This is a genomic window from Cyclobacterium roseum, from assembly GCF_010119225.1.
In the GTDB taxonomy this organism is placed as follows: Bacteria; Bacteroidota; Bacteroidia; order Cytophagales; family Cyclobacteriaceae; genus Cyclobacterium; species Cyclobacterium roseum.
In genome coordinates, this window is sequence record NZ_WNKF01000004.1 from 335,809 (window position 1) to 354,285 (window position 18,477).

General features: G+C 44.0%; 19 protein-coding genes. 10 read left to right on the forward strand and 9 right to left on the reverse strand.

Translation table 11 applies throughout. The annotated features are described in order from the left end of the window. Positions 1–17 precede the first annotated feature (17 nt). A complete protein-coding gene (locus GJQ68_RS08220) occupies positions 18–869 on the forward strand; it encodes a mechanosensitive ion channel family protein (RefSeq protein ID WP_162416816.1) in 852 nt (283 codons plus the stop codon). A gap of 141 nt (positions 870–1,010) precedes the next feature. Here GJQ68_RS08220 and GJQ68_RS08225 read toward each other — a convergent pair whose 3' ends face one another. Further along, the gene (locus GJQ68_RS08225; RefSeq protein WP_162416817.1) at positions 1,011–1,811 is read right to left on the reverse strand and encodes a hypothetical protein; all 801 of its coding nucleotides are present in this window, start codon (positions 1,809–1,811) and stop codon (positions 1,011–1,013) included. 475 nt (positions 1,812–2,286) lie between these two features. Between GJQ68_RS08225 and GJQ68_RS08230 the strand changes: the two genes are divergently transcribed. The 4 genes from GJQ68_RS08230 to purE all read left to right on the forward strand — a co-directional run bounded on the left by GJQ68_RS08230 (position 2,287) and on the right by purE (position 6,068). After that, complete coding sequence (locus GJQ68_RS08230) at positions 2,287–4,068, forward strand: MutS-related protein (protein WP_162416818.1); 1,782 nt, start codon at positions 2,287–2,289, stop codon at positions 4,066–4,068. Between the two features lie 67 nt (positions 4,069–4,135). Continuing rightward, on the forward strand, positions 4,136–4,288 hold the full coding sequence (locus GJQ68_RS08235) for a lmo0937 family membrane protein (RefSeq protein WP_162416819.1): 153 nt from the start codon (positions 4,136–4,138) through the stop codon (positions 4,286–4,288). Positions 4,289–4,407: 119 nt separating this feature from the next. Next, positions 4,408–5,547 (forward strand): 5-(carboxyamino)imidazole ribonucleotide synthase, encoded by a 1,140-nt coding sequence (locus tag GJQ68_RS08240; RefSeq protein ID WP_162416820.1) that lies wholly within the window; start codon positions 4,408–4,410, stop codon positions 5,545–5,547. Next, a complete protein-coding gene (purE, locus tag GJQ68_RS08245) occupies positions 5,544–6,068 on the forward strand; it encodes a 5-(carboxyamino)imidazole ribonucleotide mutase (RefSeq protein ID WP_162416821.1) in 525 nt (174 codons plus the stop codon). The genes GJQ68_RS08240 and purE overlap by 4 nt, the downstream gene beginning before the upstream one ends. Positions 6,069–6,098: 30 nt before the next feature. On the opposite strand, the gene GJQ68_RS08250 is transcribed toward purE, so the two are convergent. Then, the gene (locus GJQ68_RS08250) at positions 6,099–7,064 is read right to left on the reverse strand and encodes a YihY/virulence factor BrkB family protein (protein WP_162416822.1); all 966 of its coding nucleotides are present in this window, start codon (positions 7,062–7,064) and stop codon (positions 6,099–6,101) included. 449 nt (positions 7,065–7,513) lie between these two features. On the opposite strand from GJQ68_RS08250, the gene GJQ68_RS08255 reads away from it, so the two are divergent. From GJQ68_RS08255 to GJQ68_RS08270, 4 genes are all read left to right on the forward strand, one after another. Continuing rightward, on the forward strand, positions 7,514–8,170 hold the full coding sequence (locus GJQ68_RS08255) for a porin family protein (RefSeq protein WP_162416823.1): 657 nt from the start codon (positions 7,514–7,516) through the stop codon (positions 8,168–8,170). Positions 8,171–8,230: 60 nt separating this feature from the next. After that, positions 8,231–8,698 (forward strand): hypothetical protein, encoded by a 468-nt coding sequence (locus GJQ68_RS08260; RefSeq protein WP_162416824.1) that lies wholly within the window; start codon positions 8,231–8,233, stop codon positions 8,696–8,698. An 18-nt stretch (positions 8,699–8,716) separates the two neighbouring features. After that, complete coding sequence (locus tag GJQ68_RS08265) at positions 8,717–8,926, forward strand: hypothetical protein (protein WP_162416825.1); 210 nt, start codon at positions 8,717–8,719, stop codon at positions 8,924–8,926. A gap of 121 nt (positions 8,927–9,047) precedes the next feature. Continuing rightward, positions 9,048–9,311 (forward strand): DUF4136 domain-containing protein, encoded by a 264-nt coding sequence (locus GJQ68_RS08270; RefSeq protein WP_162416826.1) that lies wholly within the window; start codon positions 9,048–9,050, stop codon positions 9,309–9,311. Between the two features lie 299 nt (positions 9,312–9,610). Here the strand turns inward: GJQ68_RS08270 and GJQ68_RS08275 are convergent, their stop codons facing one another. The 4 genes from GJQ68_RS08275 to GJQ68_RS08290 form a co-directional block, all read right to left on the reverse strand. Further along, the gene (locus GJQ68_RS08275; RefSeq protein WP_162416827.1) at positions 9,611–11,005 is read right to left on the reverse strand and encodes a vWA domain-containing protein; all 1,395 of its coding nucleotides are present in this window, start codon (positions 11,003–11,005) and stop codon (positions 9,611–9,613) included. A gap of 66 nt (positions 11,006–11,071) precedes the next feature. Then, complete coding sequence (locus GJQ68_RS08280; protein ID WP_162416828.1) at positions 11,072–11,743, reverse strand: DUF1961 family protein; 672 nt, start codon at positions 11,741–11,743, stop codon at positions 11,072–11,074. A 215-nt stretch (positions 11,744–11,958) separates the two neighbouring features. After that, positions 11,959–12,978, reverse strand: coding sequence for a DUF481 domain-containing protein (locus GJQ68_RS08285; RefSeq protein WP_162416829.1), 1,020 nt, complete (start codon positions 12,976–12,978; stop codon positions 11,959–11,961). Positions 12,979–13,107: 129 nt separating this feature from the next. Then, the gene (locus tag GJQ68_RS08290) at positions 13,108–14,466 is read right to left on the reverse strand and encodes a metal-dependent hydrolase family protein (protein WP_162416830.1); all 1,359 of its coding nucleotides are present in this window, start codon (positions 14,464–14,466) and stop codon (positions 13,108–13,110) included. A 245-nt stretch (positions 14,467–14,711) separates the two neighbouring features. Here GJQ68_RS08290 and GJQ68_RS08295 point away from each other — a divergent pair, with 245 nt between their 5' ends. After that, positions 14,712–15,209 carry a hypothetical protein gene (locus GJQ68_RS08295; RefSeq protein ID WP_162416831.1) on the forward strand — a complete coding sequence of 166 codons (498 nt, stop codon included), beginning with the start codon at positions 14,712–14,714 and terminating at the stop codon, positions 15,207–15,209. 145 nt (positions 15,210–15,354) lie between these two features. Here GJQ68_RS08295 and GJQ68_RS08300 read toward each other — a convergent pair whose 3' ends face one another. From GJQ68_RS08300 to GJQ68_RS08310, 3 genes are all read right to left on the reverse strand, one after another. Then, on the reverse strand, positions 15,355–17,391 hold the full coding sequence (locus tag GJQ68_RS08300) for a glycoside hydrolase family 3 protein (RefSeq protein WP_162416832.1): 2,037 nt from the start codon (positions 17,389–17,391) through the stop codon (positions 15,355–15,357). After that, positions 17,388–17,705: a hypothetical protein gene (locus tag GJQ68_RS08305; protein WP_162416833.1), complete on the reverse strand. Its 318-nt coding sequence runs from the start codon at positions 17,703–17,705 to the stop codon at positions 17,388–17,390. The genes GJQ68_RS08300 and GJQ68_RS08305 overlap by 4 nt, the downstream gene beginning before the upstream one ends. A 266-nt stretch (positions 17,706–17,971) precedes the next feature. Continuing rightward, positions 17,972–18,340 carry a DUF3127 domain-containing protein gene (locus GJQ68_RS08310; RefSeq protein WP_162416834.1) on the reverse strand — a complete coding sequence of 123 codons (369 nt, stop codon included), beginning with the start codon at positions 18,338–18,340 and terminating at the stop codon, positions 17,972–17,974. Between the last annotated feature and the right edge of the window lie 137 nt (positions 18,341–18,477).

An 18,477-nucleotide genomic window follows, 5' to 3' on the forward strand; every position in this document is an offset into this window, starting at 1 on the left:
AAAATCATAATTAACCTATGGATATGGATACTATAGATTACGAAGGAGTGTTCGCGAGTGCCCTCCCGTTTATTTTAGATGCTATAACAAGCATTCTCATTGCTGTAATTGTCTATTTTGTCGGTAAATGGGTAATCAATTTTACCTTGAAGGCACTCAATAAGATCTTCGCTAAATACGATATTGATCCATCCTTAACTTCTTTTTTGAATAGCTTTCTGAAAGGGTTTTTGTATGTGGTATTGATTTTAATCATCCTGTCCACGGTGGGCGTAGAGGTTACTGCATTTATTGCCGTACTAGGTGCTGCTGGTTTGGCCGTGGGTTTGGCACTGCAAGGCTCCCTGGCAAATTTTGCCGGAGGAATTCTTATTTTGGTTTTCAAGCCTTTTAAGGTAGGCGAGACCATTGAGGCGCAGGGAACCTTGGGCTCGGTCGAAAACATCGCCATTCTATATACCACCGTCAGAAATTTTGATAATCGAGTCGTCACCATACCTAACGGTGCCCTTGCAAATAATAGCATTGTTAATTTATCTATTAAACCCACGCGCCGGGTTGAGATGGCGGTGGGAGTAGCCTATGGCACTGATCTGAAAAAAACCCGTCAGGTCATTCTGGACACCCTGAAAAAGGACGATCGAATACTTACGGAGCCGGCACCCGCCGTTTATTTTACCAATTTTGGAGATAATTCTCTGGATTTATCGGTACGATGCTGGGCGAATGCAGACGACTTATGGCCCGTGTTTTGGGACAATATGGAAACCATTAAAGAATCGCTGGAGGCAAATGATATTGAAGTTCCCTTTCCTCAGCGTGATTTGCATCACTTTTTTCCCGAGGGAAAACCTGAAATCAAAGGGTAAAAAAAGCCGGAGCCTCTGTTACTACCAAGTTAAGAGGCTCCGGGCAAACCCTACATTAAAAAATAACCAACTACCAAAATTCAACCAACTTCACTTCCTACTTCACTCGTAATTAATCTTCAAAAAAATAAACTCTTTCTTTCAAGGGTTGGGGGTACAACCCTCCGAATCAAATGTGATTAACACCTGTAAATCTTTTTCACCTTTAAGCTGCACACTTCCTTTCGAAGGAATGGACAGGCCTGAGTTCATACATTCCTGCAAATAGACTACCGGATGGATGATCTCGAATGATGTCTTCTGATCGTCCGATGAGGATAAGTTGCCATACCCCTCCAGGTAAATCCGAAACCCTTTCTTATCCGTTGATAAATGTAAATTTCTAATGTAATCCAAATTTAAATTGAAGGTCTTCCCTGTACGGGATGTCATTTGAAAATCACTCGTCACTGATGAAATCCGAAGACTTCGGCTGTTTACCTCAAACCCTAGATTTTCCAGCGATCGGCTGCCTTTCAATTGATGCCCGTTTAAGTAAAAATCTTCGAACGCAATGGTTACTTTACTTCCTTTTATCAGAAATTCATCGGTATAATCGATGATTACAATTCCTTTTTTTTCAATTCCACGGCTAGAAACGCAACCATCCCCAAAATCTATCCGTATTCTTTTGTTTTTCTCGTCACGTCGGAAAATCGAGCCTGGGCAACTGGAAACTTCCACTAAGGGACTGATTTTTTGTTGGGTTAAGTCTTGTTGCAAGGCCGATAAAGCCAACAGATCTACCTCTTCCATAAGCCCCATTGTATGAGCCACTTCTTCGGAAGAAATCATTTCCATTTTGGGAGCCGGATCTTCCAAATCAGGCTCCATGCAGGAAAAGACCATCAGTGGGAAGGCTACTACAAACCAGTTAACCAAACGTAAATTCGAAGTTCCCATCGTATGCTAAAGTCAATGACCTTGTTGTTTGTATACGAAATGTAGAATAGAATACGTTGTTTTACTAATAATAAACCAACTATTTTACTTCAAAAATGAACAAAACATATAATTGATTTTGAAAAGCAAAAATCAACATGCGCCTGCCGATATAGCTTTAAAACTGCCTTTTTTTTTCAAAAAAATGTAGTTGATAGTGGTCCAGGCCTCCCGTTTTGGTTTTTAGGCTTGATTTCAAACAGTATAATGAAATTAAAAATAAAATAAATAATATTTATTCATTGAACAGCCAAGATGTAATTATTTGGACGGCTGATCTTCTGAATGTTACCTGTCAAAGACCTCCCCGTTTTTTCTCAGAAATTCCGCATGTTCGGGCCGGGTATCCTGTCTTTCCTTGTCCGGCTTTAGGTAAGAGGGGTACCCAGCAAAATTCTTTTTATCTTTGTCCCTTTATTCGCCAATTCCAATCCATATGAATACCAATTTTGACCTTGCCGACCCGAAAAAATCAGTGGAAGATGCCAGGAAAAAGGCTTTGATGCTGTCAGTGGCTCGGTTAGTCTTGTTTTTTTTGCTGGGGATTGTTTTAATCGTGGGGATTTCCGAGTCGCACTGGTCCGCATTGCTGTTTTTTCCCTTAAGTGGGGTATTTGTGGTTTTGATATTAAAGTTTAACACCCAAAAGGACCGGGAACGTTTTTACGAATCGCTTCTGGACATCCATCGGATGGGGGATCAGCGGCAGGAAAGGAAATTGGCCGGTTTCGATCCGGGAACCGATTTTATCGATCCTACCCATCCCTTTTCAAGTGACCTGGATTTGTTTGGAAAACATTCGCTTTTCCAATTACTTAACCATACGGTCAGCAAAGGGGGACGAGAGAAGTTAGCTGGATGGATCCGAAATCCGCTTCAGCCGAAGGCCGCCGAAGAAAAGCGAGAGGCATTACTGGAACTGAGCAGAAAAAAAGATTTTTTATTCATATTTGAATCACTCGGTAGGGCTTTTTTAAAACAAGAAAAGTCAAAGGTCGCTTTCTACCGCTGGTTGGAAAAGACCTTATATTGGAGTCCGCTATTCCTATTCCCCATGATTATCGGTCCTTCTCTGGGCCTGCTGGTATTGCTGGGGGTGTTATTGGGCTGGTTTCCGACGGTGTACCTAAGTGTTTTTATAGGACTTGGCCTGCTTTTGCTTGGATTTGTCTTTAAGCCCCTCCTGGAGGCGATGAAGGCCCTGCCAAACGACAGCGACCTAAAAACCCTGCAAGCCTGGGCAAATTTGCTCGAAAGGCAGGAGTTTGAGCATCCCTTATTAAAAGGATTCCAGCAACCCGTAAAAAACCATGGTTTTCTGGCATCCAAGGCCTTGGATCAATTGGAAAGGCTGACCTTTTTGCTCCAGAACAGGACGAATCTCATGTACCTGATTTTTAACGTCTTTTTCTGGACAGATTTTTATGTGCTTTACCGATTGGTGCGCTGGCACAGAAGGGTGGGAAGCTATATCCGGCAATGGGAAGAAACGTTCGAAAATTGGGAGGCGTTGGTTTCGTTGGCCGCTTTTATTAGGGAGGAAAATCTATCGGCTCCCGTTCGTTGGTCCGCAGCAGATGACCTGAAAATGACGGCGGTCAAACATCCCTTGATAAAACCGGAGGACTGCGTGGCGAATGATTTTAAAATGGGTGCGGAGGATCAGGTCATTCTCCTTACCGGTTCCAATATGTCTGGGAAAACGACTTTTATGCGGACAGTAGGCATCAACCTGGTTTTGGCGGGTATGGGAGTTCCTCCTTTTGCCGCAGCCCTTAGCTGTGGTCATTTTCAATTATACACTAGCATGAGAAATACCGATAGCCTGGGAGAAAGTATCAGTTCATTTTATGCTGAGCTGGCCCGGATCAAAGGATTGCTGGATCTGGCGAAGGAAGGTAGGCCGATTTTTTACCTCTTGGATGAAATACTGAAAGGGACCAATACGGCGGACCGGATAATGGGTAGTGAGGCCCTGATCCGACAACTGGCTGGAAGCTCGTCCAAAGGCATTATTTCCACCCATGATATCGAATTGAGTGAGTTGGAAAGTAGTCTTCCTTCAATGTCCAACTACAGTTTTCATCATGATATACAGAAGGACGAAATCGTGTTTGACTACAAGATAAAGCCCGGCCCCTGCCCTAATTTTAATGCGAAAATCCTGATGGAACTGATGGGGATAAACCTCTCTAAAACAGGTACTGATAATGATTAAATTTTGTTTGGCATAAATATTGGTACTATTCAAATAAAATTTATAATCATCATTAACCAACACCACTATGAGTTCTTTATTGTATTTGATAGCGATCATCCTGGTCATCGGATGGATTGTAGGAGCATTTGTTTATAGCGTAGGTGGACTGATTCATATTTTATTGGTCTTAGCTATAATCGCCATACTATTCCGCGTTATAGGCGGCAGGACGGTATAGCCAGCTAATTATTACTGTAAATTAAATAAATGAAAACCGCCCGGAATGGCGGTTTTTTTGTTTCCATTCGGTATTTATGCCTATTTTTGGGTTTGCAAACCATGTAAAACAGCCAGATTGTGCAGAAAAATTACCAGCAACAGACTTTAGGCATCTTAGGAGGTGGACAACTGGGCCGCATGCTCATTCAATCTGCCATCAATTATAACCTGGACATCCATATTCTGGATCCGGATGCGGAGGCCCCTTGTAAAGACCTTTGCAGCCGCTTCGTTCAGGGCAATCTTACGGATTTTAACACGGTGTATGAATTTGGGAAAGCATGCGATGTGATTTCCATAGAGATTGAGCACGTGAATACCCAGGCTCTTTACCAACTTGAAAAGGAGGGTAGGAAAATATTTCCCCAACCGCATATTATTGAATTGATCCAGGACAAGCGCAAGCAAAAACAATTTTACCTGGATAAGGGCATCCCTACCTCCCCTTTTGTGCTGACGGAAACCAAAGCAGATGTCAAGCAACACCTGGATTTTCTGCCTGCCGTGCATAAATTGGGAAAAGAAGGTTACGATGGACGCGGGGTGCAACTCATTCGGGAGGCGCAGGATATTGACAAAGCATTTGACGCGCCAGGGTTGCTTGAGAGATTTGTTGATTTCGATAAGGAACTTGCCGTCATTGTCGCCAGAAATGAACAAGGGGAGGTTAAGACCTTTCCATCGGTGGAATGCGCTTTTCATCCGGAACACAATCTAGTGGAGTTTTTGTTTTCCCCGGCGGCCATTTCTTTGGAAACAGATCAGCTGGCACAAGCGCTGGCGGTGGAGGTGATCGAAAAGTTGGATATGGTGGGCTTGCTGGCAGTGGAGTTATTTGTCACCAGGACCGGGGAAATCCTGGTGAATGAGATTGCCCCCAGGCCCCATAACAGCGGTCACCATACCATAGAAGCTAATTTTACCTCTCAGTTTGAACAGCATCTCCGGGCCGTAATGGGCATGCCGCTGGGAGATACGGGTATTCGTAGTGCCGCGGCAATGGTTAATTTGCTGGGGGAAGCCGGATATACGGGAGAGGCACTGGTAGAAGGACTGGATGAAGCGATAAACATGAAGGGCGTGTACTTGCATCTTTACGGGAAAAAATTGACCAAGCCTTTTCGAAAAATGGGGCACGTGACGGTATTGGAAGCGGATGTGGATCGGCTCAAAGAAAAAGCACAGCGAATCAAAGAATTAATCAAAATAAAAGCATGAGCAAGGTTCAGGTAGGTATCATAATGGGCAGTCAGTCTGATTTGCCAGTCATGGCAGAGGCGGCCCAATTTTTAGAAGAAATGGAAGTCGGTTACGAGCTCACGATCGTTTCGGCGCATCGAACGCCCCTTCGAATGATTGATTACGCAGAAAATGCCAAGGCAAGGGGCATAAAGGTGATCATCGCCGGGGCAGGGGGCGCTGCCCACTTGCCGGGAATGGTGGCCTCCCTGACCACTTTGCCGGTCATTGGTGTCCCGGTCAAATCCTCCAATTCCATTGATGGCTGGGACAGCATCCTTTCTATTTTGCAAATGCCTTCCGGTATCCCCGTCGCCACGGTGGCATTGAATGGGGCAAAGAATGCCGGGATCCTGGCCGCTTCTATTGTAGGTGCCTTTGAGGAAGAGACTGGGGCCAAAATGGCAATATTCAAAAAATCACTCAAAGAAAAAGTAGAAAATACCGCTGAAGAGATAGAAAGTAAGGGCTGGAAAACGGTACTTGGAAAAAAAGGGTGATTAATGATACCTTTCTTATCCGGTTAAACGTTAGTTTCCTAATTTTTTACTCCCCTTTTCAATGATAACTTCTTTGTTTTCCACCCTAATGGCGAAATCCTCAGGGTGAAGCCTTGGTCCGTACCGTTCGGCATATACCCGGGTAAAGGCGGCTCCAAAAAACAAGATCAAACAGGAGTAGGACACCCATAATAAGACCAGGACCACAGATCCCGCCGCACCATAAGTAGAGCCAGGTTCGGCGATACCAAAATAAAGGCTCAATAAAATTTTGCCCAGATTAAATAAAAAAGCGGTAATAAATCCACCGAGCCAAACAGAACGCCAATGAACCTTCATGTCAGGCATAAATTTAAATATCAAAACAAACAAACATCCTAACACAGCTGTGGAAAATAGAAACTCCAGTACCTGGGCAATTTCCACATAGCCAGGTTCCCACAAGCGCGCCAGGTAAGTACTGACCAGGGTCAGGGCAGTGGAAACTACAAAACTAATAATCAATAAAAACGCAATGGCCATGACAAATGCCAGGCTCAAGGCCCTGTCCTTGATGATTTTCCAGTATCCGGCTTTGGGATCAATTTTTACACCCCAAATTTCATTCATGGAAATCTGGAGTTGGTAAAAAACACCTGTCGCTCCAAAAATTAAGATGGCGATGCCAAGAATGGTTGCAAAAATGGTCCTGCCGTCTTTTTGGGTGTTTTCTATAATGGCAATCACTGCCTGGGCGGCATCTGGCCCTATGGCTTCCGAAATTTCACCCGTGATCTGCCCCTGTACGATTTCCGTGCCCCAAATGGCTCCCACCGTGTTGATAATAATAATCAGCAAGCCGGGAAGTGATAATACTGCATAGTAGGCGACTACTGCGCCTAGTCGCCAGGGATTGTTGTCATTCCAGATCTTCGCCGCTTTCCAAAAAAGCCCGGGTAAATGCGCGATTCTAAATTTCCCCTTCCTCCTCACGGACACACTTTTCTTTCGTATCATTTCAATAAAAATTAACTTTTATCCGGCCATCAGATAATCAATCCGTACAGCATTAACCATGCCCTTATTATGGTTGGAATTTCTAGTTAAGCTTTTGGATGCGAAACCAGCATTAATGTAACTAATTAAATTACAGCCAGCTAAAAAATTTGTCGGGGAAATAATTCAATCCATTACCTATTCTTTTCATTATTCGACTGATTCCAACGATACAGAAATTTTCAGGCAGCGTCAACCTGATCGGTGTTGGTTAAATATTAAAATTAAACCAATAATAAACATTATATATGTTTAATAGTTGATCTTTAAAATATATTATCTTTTTATCCATGAAAGGTTGAATTCGAAATGGAACACACTTTATTTTCTAATTTAAAAAGTTGTTGGAGGTAGAGGGGCACAAAACGGTATTTACCGATTTTATGGAAATCAGAAACGGCAGATCTACTATGAAAAAAATCTTACTAATTTCTTTTTTGATAGGGCTTAGCCAGATCGGGTTCAGCCAGGAAATACGGTTGAATACCTATGGAGGGTATGTATTCAAAGACCGGGTAGACTCCTATTATTCTCGTACTTCTTATTTTGAAGGTCAGATACAGGATGGGGGCCGATGGGGAGGAGGCATAGAATACCTTATCCCTGATCGGAGCGGATTGGAAATAAAGTACCTCCGGCAAAACACCAATGCACCAACGGTATACCAGGATGGCACCAATTCAGGGGGACAGGTTCAGCAAACTGATTTTGATTTGAGGCTGAATTGGTTGATGGTAGATGGTACCCGTTATTTCCCGGTAAACCAACTTATTGAACCTTTCGCCGGACTTGGAGTAGGAATGGGGATTTTCTCTTTGACCAATCCGGATACGAATAACCAACGATCTACTACCAAACTGGCCTTGAGTGTAAGGGGAGGAATCAATTTATGGCTGGTGGATAACCTGGCTTTTCGGGCCCAAGCGTCCCTAATGTCCGCCGTGCAATCCATCGGAGGAGGCTTTTTTTTCGGGACGGGTGGCTCAAGTGCCGGATTGAGTACTTATTCCAGCATGTACCAATTTGGATTCGATGGTGGTTTGGTATTCCGAATACCTCAAAATTAAAGTCTTAAAAAGTTAAAATAATTTACATTAACCTACTGATTTAAATAAAACCTCAACATCATGAAAAAATTCATCCTGTTCTTTCTAATCACCATTTCATGTGGCCAACTGTGCTTTGCCCAAGACATCAATGATGAAATCACCCTTATCCAGGCTGAATTTGGAATGGGTAAAAAACAAGTGGTAGAGGCGATTATGGACCTCCCTGAATCGTTGACTTCAGGATTTTGGATGGTTTACCAACAGTACGAAGGAGAAAGGCGATTGCTTTCAAGGGAACGTATTTTATTGATCAATGAATACCTCAACAAATACGATGAAATCGACAATGAAACGGCAGATCATCTTTCCAAAAGCCTGTTAAAAAATTCCACTTCCCGGGCCAAATTACACCAGAAGTATTATAAAAGATTCAAAAAGGCCACCACCCCAAGGTACGCAGCAAAATTTTTCCAGCTTGACACCTATATCCACAGTACTATCCGAAATTTGACGCTACAGGAACTCCCCTTTATTGATGAAATATAAGTGACAATCCAATGAATCATGAGTAAAATCATCCGAGTACTGTCATTTTGCCTACTCCTGGCATGTTTACAATGTGCCAGGAGTCCGGTTTTGGTAGATTCGGATAGGTATGGAACCGTTGACTTAAGTAAGTACCAATCCTTTGATTTTGTCCAAATTGATGCCGATAAAACCGGATCCCCAGCGTTTGAACAAAACATCCGGTACCTGCCACAAGCCATCGCCTAAAAAAATCGAGGAGAATGGACTGCGCCAGTCTTCCACCAGTCCGGTTCTCCAGCTAAACTTTGGTACAGTCATATAGGATAAAGTTCAAACCCGGGACACCAACCGGGCAACAGAGATCTTTATGAATATTGGTCAGGGTACTTATATCTGGAAACTAAAGGAAGTTCCCATGGTCACCTACAAGGAAGGCAGCCTTAGGTTGCACCTGATCGAAAATCAGTCCAATGAGGCCGTCTGGGCGGGGACCATTCGTAGGACCTTGCCTAAAAAAACGGAAAATGCGCCGGAAACGATCGGCCATGTCGTAGAAAAACGGTTTAAAGGAATGACCAAAAAATTACTTTTCGGCCCGTGCATATATCTTATTGATTGCCGTGGAAGGTAAGGCTGGCATAGGCGACGTCCTCATGAAAGGGTTTTTCAAAATTGGACACAAAAAAGCCCATTCCGGTGATTTCATTTTCGGCGGTGTGGTTTGCGCGCGGGTTTTCGTTAGGTGATTTTGAAGATATAAGCTTCTCAATAGGATCAGTGGAATTAGCTGGGGCTATCGGTTTTGCCTATAGGTCTTACTTTTTTCCCCCTTGACCTTGTCCCGCTGCACAAAACTGGTGGGGAGTAATACCATAACCCTGGAGCATACAGGCCAACAGGGCCCAATTTCCCATCACCATTCTTTAAGGGTTAGAAATGAATGGTTTTCATTATTTTCTCTGCTTTTTTTACCTCCAAGGTAAAAGTCTGTGCATTCCTGTCCTTATAGTCACCTAGTGGAGTAACTTTTACCTTATACATGCCAGGGTTTAATAGAAATTCCTTTCCTCGATCATAGGTACGGCCTCCGGCTACGTTTTTGCCAGAGGACTCTTCTGTTAAGGTAACCATACTGTCAATGGATCTGTCCGCTACCCGTGCGTCAATATGTACAGTCCCTGTTTGGAAATCAAACATAACAGGAGTAGTTCCGCCTGCCTTAATGGTAATATTTTCAATTTCCGCATAGGTGTCCATACCGTTCATGGCGAGTGCCTGAATGGTGATTTTATACGTACCTGGGTTAACCTCTACTTCTTTGGGTGCATTATAGGATCGAAGAGAAGCAACCACATTTTCATTTTGGTCAATCACTTTTACCATCGCATCCCAAAAGTCCCCATTATTTAAGATCGAAATCCCGAATTTCCCGCCGTCAAAACTAATCTCCTGATGCACCAGGCTGTCTTCCCTACTTTCTATGTCGGTAACAGTGACCATTTTCACATCACTGCCTTCGAGCGGGCTTGCTTCAAAATTGTATGTGCTAGGTGGCAAATAAAAAAAGGCCGTGTCCCGGTAAGTGCGTACACTTATTGGCTCTCTTTTTCCAACGACATCATAAGCCTTAACCATGGCATCAATGGGCTTCCCGTTCTTTACGGCATATACCGAAGCGTTGCTTTTGGGTTTGTCTATGGTAGCCGTAGTAACTTCATTCAGGACCGCTCCCAGGTCCAGGGCATCTTTTGCGGGGAAGTACCGACCCTCACCGGCCATCGCAGCGCATTTTAATGGCTCGGTATCTTCATCGACTAAGCCAAAACCGATGATGTGCAAGCGAAAATCAATTCCTTCTTTTTTGGCTTTCCTCACTACCTCACATATGTTTCCGTCGCAGGACTCAATCCCATCGGTTACCAAAATGATGGTTGCCTTGGCTTCTGATTTGCTTAAACGATCTATCACTAGCGCGGCGGCATAGGCAAGCGGGGTCATGCCTAGGGGTTTGATTGCGTGCAATTCGGAAATGAACTCCGGTTTCGTTCCCTCGCTGACATCCACCAAAAATTCAACATCTCTGCAATCACCTTTATTCCGGTGTCCATAAGCGACCAATCCGATTTGTTGATTATCCGGAAGGCCGTTGATCGAGTTGGTCAACACCTCAGCCGCAATTTCCATTTTGGTTCTCCCGTCTATTTGTCCCCACATGGAGCCGCTGGCATCGTAAATAAATACAATCGGGGACAGGGAATCATATTGTTGCGCTGACCCTGAATAGGATGACAAAACGACCAAAAAAAAGATGGTGAGGAATCTCATAAGGAGCAAGTGTTCAGGGATGTATAATAAATATAAACAAAATTTTCATTTATTGCCTGATTCCCTTCAGTCCAGTTGCCTAACCACCAAATTGTCCCACCATAGGGAGGTTCTGTAGGTTCGAAATCCTATTATTACCTTTTTATGTTGCCGCGATGCCTCCAGTTCCTGGTCAATGATCAATTTACCATCGGTCCAGTATTGAATTTTTTGATCCTTTTTCACCAACTTGATCCGATAGGTGGTGCCTATTCTACACTCGTCTCCATTCCACTCCTCCAACAGCGTAAATCCGGGATTGTACCTGAACCGAAACCGTGCTAGGGACTCCCTGCCATTGGCCAGGTGGGTGAAAATATAGCCGTTCAGTTTATGGTACCTTGCATAGTTACCATCCTTTCGCTCCTTTTTTGTTTCCCGAAAGTTCCTGCCTTCCGGATCAGCATACATAAAGAAAAAATTAAGGTTATTGGCTAACTCCTGGGAGGAGACCACATGAACATCAAACTCCACCTGAAGGTTGTCAGAAAACTCCCAGTCTAAGCATGCCGTGGCTACCCTTGGTTTCAGGGTATCTTCACCAACAAAAAGCCGTCTATTTTGAATGGATGCGGGGACTCCTTCGCTCCGCCAATCTGCAGGCAGCGCTCCATCCGGATAGTTGAATTTTTCCTCGAATACGATTTCACCCGGCACTGTATCCAGCTTTTGAACCCAAAGACTGGTAATGCCGCCCAAGAGTTAAGAAAATAGAAAAGTTATTTTTATCATCTAGAGGAATTTGTTTATGACCATTTTCCTTTCTCCGAATTATAGTTTCATTTAAAAACGTTTACAACCCTTGGCTGATAGCACTTACATCGTCAATTTTTTTATAATCCTAATCAAACTATCGGTTTATCCCAAATTTCAATTGAAGGTTTGGTTTCAATTCTTAGTATCCGTTTTGCCTGCTACCAACTCCATCCAAATGTGGTTTGCAGGATGTAATCCAGGGAACGGTTAGATTGAAAAGGCTGGTTGTCATAGTTTACAGTCACACCCGTCTTGATGTAAAAATCCAGGGGCAGGTCATAAGTAAGGTCCAATCTGTAATCCACCCTTACCCGGTCCTTTTCAGTCAAACTGGGGTAAACGAAGATATTGGAAAGCAGGCTCAAATCACCCATGTCAAAAAGATTTATTTCGGAGGCAATCCAGGCTTCTGCACTTGCCCGGTCCATTGTTTCCCCAACGAAATCCTCATTGTTATAGGCCGCTCCTCCAAAAATCCTCCAATACATCGCATTTGATTTAATTACATCTCTTCCACCGCCCAGCAGGGTATTCACTCGCAAGTTTAAGGATTGCTCAGTATTGTATAGGTATTCCATCCTGGCCAGTGTAAACCAACCTTGTCGTAAAAAATGAATACCCTGCAGGTTTCCATCTCCCCTGCTAATTTTTTCGGCCTCATTCTGGGCAGTAACCAGTTTATTAAAAGCAGCATCAAAAGACCACCTTTCTGTGATGTAGCCAATATGACTTCGGGTAGAAAATTGTCGTTGATTCCTTGCCCTGGTCAGGGTAAATCCCAAATCGATACTGGCACTTATCCGATCAAGAAACCCCTTGTCTACGGATTTGATATATAAAATATCTTCCACGGGAAAGGTAATTTCATCTCCTTGAAGAGAAGTGATTTTTAATAAACCTACCTCGGGGCTACTGATTTTTCCATACATTCTGCTTGTGGACTTGGTGGAAGTGATAAACAGGGATTCGGAATAGATGGCCTTTATTTCACCCCATTTTACCCTAAAATCAGATTTGCTATAAGGGGTTTTGATTACCAAAACCCCTCTTTCCATCGATTTAATCTCTCCAAGCAGGAAGTGATCGCTTTTTACAACCACTGAATCGCTTTGCGCCAGACCTTTGGTAATACAGAATGTCATGATGATGGTCAAGAAAAGCGCAGCTGGAATTCTCATCCTATTGAAATTTGATTCTTAGAAATGTCAATGAGAAGGGTACCATGTACCACATTATTTTAGGTAATAAGACCCCTAAAATATTGCCTAAATCAGAGTCCTTAACAATTGGAAATCAAAAAGGGGCTTTTATTCCCCCAGCAGGTTTTTATAGATCACCCCGTCTTTCATAATCAACAGAAAGTTGGCATCCGGGTCTTCTATCAATTTTATGTTTTCGATCGGGTTTCCATCCACAACAATCAAATCCGCATATGCCCCTTCAGCTATTTCGCCTAACCTACCTTCCCGATAGGGACTTCTATTTCCACTCATTCGCAATAATTCCGCATTGGTGGAAGTGGCCATTTTAAGGATTTCAAAAGAGGTAAACCAGCGTGTTAGTTTTGATAATTGTCTTCCCTGCCTTGAAGCAAGGGAAGCATCAAACAAACAGTCTGTTCCCCAAGCCGTTTTAATACCATATTTTTTTGCAAGTCTATAGGCGTTGTCTGTTCCATTGGTGACCATCAATTGTTTTCGCCTGTTTTCAGAACCTTCCGGATGGGGATTGGCATTTTCATCATCCAAAAAAGGTTGTAAACTCCACCATATGTCCTTTTCTGCCATAAGTTTTGCGGTTGCTTCATCGGCCAATTGTCCGTGATCAATGCACTTTACGCCCGCATTGATGGCTGCCTGAATGGCTGCAGGCGTGTACGCATGCACCGTGACGTAGGTTCCCCAGTTTTCTGCAGCTGATACGGCAGCCTCAAATTCGGCCTCGCTGTATTGCATCACATCAATCGGGTCATAGTTGGAGGATACCCCACCACCGGCCATCAATTTTAGTTGTGTGGCACCTTGCCTTAATTGTTCACGGGAGCGCAATAAAACCTGATCCACCCCATCTGCCAGGGCCGCCATACCATTCTGCTCAGCGTAAGACATTTCCCCGATATCCCTCGGAACATCAGTAGGAAGGCCAAAATCTCCATGCCCACCCGTTTGCGAAATAAAAGCTCCGGAAGGAAAAATCCTGGGTCCCACTGCCAAACCTTCATCAATTGCTTTTTGCAAAACAATGGCACCCCCACCCAAATCCCGGACCGTGGTAAAACCCCTTAATAGCTGCTTTTCCGCCGCTTGCGCAGCAAATAAAGCAATATAAGCGTAGGATGATGTCATGGCCTTTACCTTGGGAATACTTTCAAACATCATATGGGAATGGGCATCGATTAAACCTGGAATCACATATTTCCCTTCTCCATTAACGATTTGGGTGGTTGCGCTTCTGTCTACAGGAATGGGGTTCGAAGAAATTTGTTTGATTAGATTACCTTCAATTAATAGGTTACCCTTTAAAAGGGTAGCTTCCTTTCCATTAAAGATATAAACATCGGTAATAAGCGTTCTACTTGTCGGTGTCGGTGTTGGTGATTGGCCATTGGCCAAAAAAACAGAACTAAAAAATAATAATGCAAATAATACAGGCATGGATTGATTCATGGATGATTTAATTTAAGGTTGATATTTCTAACAAAAAGGGCATGCCACATGAAATTGTTGCCTGGCTTTTCTTCTATTGGAGCGATGAATCCTTTGAAAATGATAAGAATAAATAGGGGTATGAATTAATGTTTCTTAGCAGGTTTTCCTTTTAAAGTCTATAAAACCACGTTACGCAAGATATTTAAATCAACTATAAACAGCTAATAATGTTCTTTAAAATATAAGAATACAATGTTTTTTCTATGAAATTTAAAAAGGTGTATTCCTTAGCTGTTGTCTTCCTTTTTTCATGTACCGATACGGAAACCCCGATATTCCCTGTGGAGCTTGTGGGTACCTGGAAGATGGTTGAATACGAGGAAAACCAGGATATGGACCGGGTGGAATGGTTTACTTATTATGAAAATGGTACTTATGCGCAATTGATCGGGTATCGGGAGGCTGGATCGGGAGCGTTTTTGGGCTACCGGTCCTTTGCTGAGGGAACCTACACGTTGGAAGGAAACCGTGTGCTGTTTCAGGAAAGCAATCGCCTGATACATCTGGGCGGTACCATTTACGGAGAACGGGATCAACTGAGTCCTATCAACCCCAACCCGGACGTTTGGGCAGAGCTGTCGATAAGGGAAAACGGATCCGTTCCGAACATGCACCTACCCTGCAACCCCGTTTCCTCGGCAGGCTGCATCCCCGATAAAAGTTATAACAAACCGGTAGCTTTCTACGGTGACCTGCTTTGATGCGGATTTTTCAATACCTGGGTCGCAAAATAATACCTGACTGGATCAAAGTCAGGGTGAAAAATAGCACCTTCCGCTGATCTCACCCCCTTCTGGTCAGTCCGAACGTGGCCTGCGGTAAATTTAGTTTCCCGAAGTATCAATCTCAGTAGGTCAATCCAAAACCAAAGGGAAACAGTGTATCTTCTTCGGGATATCCCGGTGCATCAGGGGCCTGGTCCACGATCGCCTCCGGTTTGTTGGCCAGGGTAAAAGGAAGTTTTCCGGTAGGCTTGAATTTTCCAGTGAGGATGTCCAAAAGGGCCCCATCCGTAACGCCAAATGTAGCCAAAATGGCTCCGGCATTCAGAATTCCCGAATTTTTATCCAAAACATAAGGTTGCCTGAAATCGATGGCCAACACCGTATTTTCAGGTCCTACCTTTTCCATGATGGTTTTTATGTCTTTTAAAGAGGGGGTAATTTCCCAGGATGTTGAGCCCTCCATTACTGAAAAGGCGAGTAAATCCAGTTCTTTGGGGTCCGCCGCACCAAACATCCGTCCGCTTTCTCTTCCGCCACTATTGGATACATTTACACGGATGATCGCCAGTTCAGTACCCTCACTGATGGGGGCAAGGGTTTCTTCCTCGCCGGAATGTTGATCTCCTGCCACTGCCTTGATGCCAGCCCAGGACCGGTCCTCAAATACTTTCGGGTTTACGCCCATGGTATAGACCATCAGGGAGTCACCTTCTTCCGGAAGGGCAATGGGAAGGTTCATTTTATTTTGAAGCAATACGATGGATTTTCGCTGGGCGATATCCGCTTTTCGTTGGTGGGCCGGATTACCCAGCAGGTAAGCTGCCCGGTTGGGATCCACATAGGGGTTTTCAAACAAGCCCAGTTCGAATTGTTCCCTTAATAGCCTTTCCACGGAAAGGTCCACCCGGCTTTCTGAAAGTTTCCCCGATTGAACCAAGGAAAGTAGCTGCTTATTGTCATTAAAACCGGACAATACATCAGTCCCCGCCTCGATGGCGATGAGAATTTGTTCCTCTGTGCTTTTATCTTCCAAGCCCCATGCCCGGTCTCCGATAATGCCGGTATCCGAATTGATATACCCCTTAAATCCCAGCTTATTCCGTAATAAATCGGTGAGAATTCCCTTTGAAAAAGCCATTCCTACATTGTTGGGCATGTATGCTTGCCCCACCGGAATGCCATAGTAGGCCATGATGGAAGAGGCTCCTGCATCAATGGCCGCCTGAAATGGCGCCAGGTGGTAATCAAAATTATTGGAAGGATACACCTGATTTTTACCATAATCGTAATGGGGGTCTCCGCCACCTTCCTGCGGCCCACCACCAGGAAAATGTTTGATGGTCAGGGCGACACTTTTGGCATTCAGGGATTCACCTTGAAGATTTTTGACAAGGGTGGAAATGATATCGGAGGCCAGTTCGCTGTCTTCGGTAAAGGTTTCATGCACCCTGTACCAGCGGGGTTCGGTAGAAAGATCGGCCATGTACCCATACATTCCACGGATGCCAACCGATGTCCACTCTTTGGCCATTATTTTGGCAAAATCTGCAATCAACGCCATGTCACGGGTTGCGGCCAGACCGCTTTCCTTGGGCCAGGCCGAGAATGAACCTGAGGAAACATTAATGCCTGCTCTGGCATCAAAGTCTACATGGTTTCGGGCATTGGACTTAAATACCACGGGTATGCCAAGTCGGGTAGTTTCAGCCAATTCCTGGATGGAATTGGTAAACTGGGCCGCTTCAAAGGGGCTGATCTGTGCCCCGCCAAAAGAATTGGTCGATTCAGACCGCTCAGGGTTATTTTTAAGCACATTTCTAAATACAAACCGGGTCATCTTTTCATCCTCAATGAATTGGACCGCACGGTCTGTCATATGGCCATACTCCCCGGCATTAAGCGTATTAATCAGTAGCATACCCACCTTTTCCTCTAAAGTCATCTGACCGAGCAGGTTTCCTATCCGCTGCTCCACCGGCAGCCGCCAATCCTCATAGGCATCCAAACGATTGTTTTTGTTGAGGTCTTTGAAGGTCAATTGCCCTTCATGCAGAAGGTCAACAGCCCGGGATTCAATCGCCGGTTGGTGGGTATAAGTACCTTGTGCATGGCCCTGAATGCACAAAAACAACATGGACAGTCGGAATAGGTTTTTCATACTTGCTTTAATTTCCAAAGTTCTTTTGATTCATTTCCATCTTTTGTGTTCAATCGAATTTTATCCGAATGACTGCAAATAAAACGGATCCTATCTTCCGATAAATTGTTATGACTTGCTATGGCTCTGGTAGAACGCCATACCTCCGAATGCTTAGGTTTTGTATTTTCTTTCAGCCATTTCAACACCCGCTTGGTATGGCTTTTTTTCAAGTAATGCTGACGTGACAGTTCAGCCAGCCAAATGACCAATCCTGCGATGGCACCGCCAACAGCACCAATAATAATTCCTTGCCACATTTCCACTTCGTCCATGGGAAAGCAATATACCCAATAATCAATTACAGTGATAGGTCTATAGAAATTATCTCTATTCGGAAATACCAGGTAAAAAATACAGGGGATAAAGATCCAGCATTCGGTTGGGAGAAATGATACCAGCAAATTATCCCTTTGCCAACCTAAAAAAGGAACGATTATAGTTTTTTAACGATTCGCTTCAATTACCATGGATGACATGATTTCGGAAATTGACGTTTTTAAATCCAAAGCTGCCCTGCAGTTTACGCAAATATTGCGGATTAAAAAGGCAAGATATCTCCTTCGCTGTCATCGCTGAAGGTACTGACATCAGGCTGGTCCTGCTTTTGGTTTCCGGAAGCCGCTCCGCCACCTCCGTTACCGGTATCCTGGCTGTTTACCCGCCAGACTTTCACATCGGTATACCAGCGTCCATTGTATTCCCTGCTTTCTACTTCTATACTGGCAGTAAGATCAGCACCTTCCTGAATGTTGAATTGGTCGATTTTATCTCCCCATACGGTGAGGCAAACTTTTTTGGGATACTGCCCGGGGGTTTCCATAATATAGTCCCTTTTTCGCCAGGTACCGTTTCTACCGTTACCTGATTGTTCTTCCAGTGCCTGAATGATTTTTCCAGTTAGTTCCATGGGTTGTCGGTTGATTGTTGAAAAAACGAAGGTAATTAAAAGGGCCGGGATTTAAAATAGCTGTCTCGGTACCTGTCCCATTTTAAACCCTTATCGGAGGATTCGAAGCGGCCATTTGTTGGCCCTGAACCCATACC

What these genes read in the sequence shown, in the direction of transcription:
- GJQ68_RS08295 (WP_162416831.1), top strand. Translation starts at nt 14,712, where the DNA reads ATGAAATTTAAAAAGGTGTATTCCTTAGCTGTTGTCTTCCTTTTTTCA.
- GJQ68_RS08230 (WP_162416818.1), top strand. Translation starts at nt 2,287, where the DNA reads ATGAATACCAATTTTGACCTTGCCGACCCGAAAAAATCAGTGGAAGAT.
- GJQ68_RS08260 (WP_162416824.1), top strand. Translation starts at nt 8,231, where the DNA reads ATGAAAAAATTCATCCTGTTCTTTCTAATCACCATTTCATGTGGCCAA.
- GJQ68_RS08225 (WP_162416817.1), bottom strand. Translation starts at nt 1,811, where the DNA reads ATGGGAACTTCGAATTTACGTTTGGTTAACTGGTTTGTAGTAGCCTTC.
- GJQ68_RS08305 (WP_162416833.1), bottom strand. Translation starts at nt 17,705, where the DNA reads ATGGACGAAGTGGAAATGTGGCAAGGAATTATTATTGGTGCTGTTGGC.
- GJQ68_RS08310 (WP_162416834.1), bottom strand. Translation starts at nt 18,340, where the DNA reads ATGGAACTAACTGGAAAAATCATTCAGGCACTGGAAGAACAATCAGGT.
- GJQ68_RS08285 (WP_162416829.1), bottom strand. Translation starts at nt 12,978, where the DNA reads ATGAGAATTCCAGCTGCGCTTTTCTTGACCATCATCATGACATTCTGT.
- GJQ68_RS08235 (WP_162416819.1), top strand. Translation starts at nt 4,136, where the DNA reads ATGAGTTCTTTATTGTATTTGATAGCGATCATCCTGGTCATCGGATGG.
- GJQ68_RS08270 (WP_162416826.1), top strand. Translation starts at nt 9,048, where the DNA reads ATGAATATTGGTCAGGGTACTTATATCTGGAAACTAAAGGAAGTTCCC.
- purE (WP_162416821.1), top strand. Translation starts at nt 5,544, where the DNA reads ATGAGCAAGGTTCAGGTAGGTATCATAATGGGCAGTCAGTCTGATTTG.
- GJQ68_RS08220 (WP_162416816.1), top strand. Translation starts at nt 18, where the DNA reads ATGGATATGGATACTATAGATTACGAAGGAGTGTTCGCGAGTGCCCTC.
- GJQ68_RS08265 (WP_162416825.1), top strand. Translation starts at nt 8,717, where the DNA reads ATGAGTAAAATCATCCGAGTACTGTCATTTTGCCTACTCCTGGCATGT.
- GJQ68_RS08290 (WP_162416830.1), bottom strand. Translation starts at nt 14,466, where the DNA reads ATGAATCAATCCATGCCTGTATTATTTGCATTATTATTTTTTAGTTCT.
- GJQ68_RS08275 (WP_162416827.1), bottom strand. Translation starts at nt 11,005, where the DNA reads ATGAGATTCCTCACCATCTTTTTTTTGGTCGTTTTGTCATCCTATTCA.
- GJQ68_RS08250 (WP_162416822.1), bottom strand. Translation starts at nt 7,064, where the DNA reads ATGATACGAAAGAAAAGTGTGTCCGTGAGGAGGAAGGGGAAATTTAGA.
- GJQ68_RS08255 (WP_162416823.1), top strand. Translation starts at nt 7,514, where the DNA reads ATGAAAAAAATCTTACTAATTTCTTTTTTGATAGGGCTTAGCCAGATC.
- GJQ68_RS08300 (WP_162416832.1), bottom strand. Translation starts at nt 17,391, where the DNA reads ATGAAAAACCTATTCCGACTGTCCATGTTGTTTTTGTGCATTCAGGGC.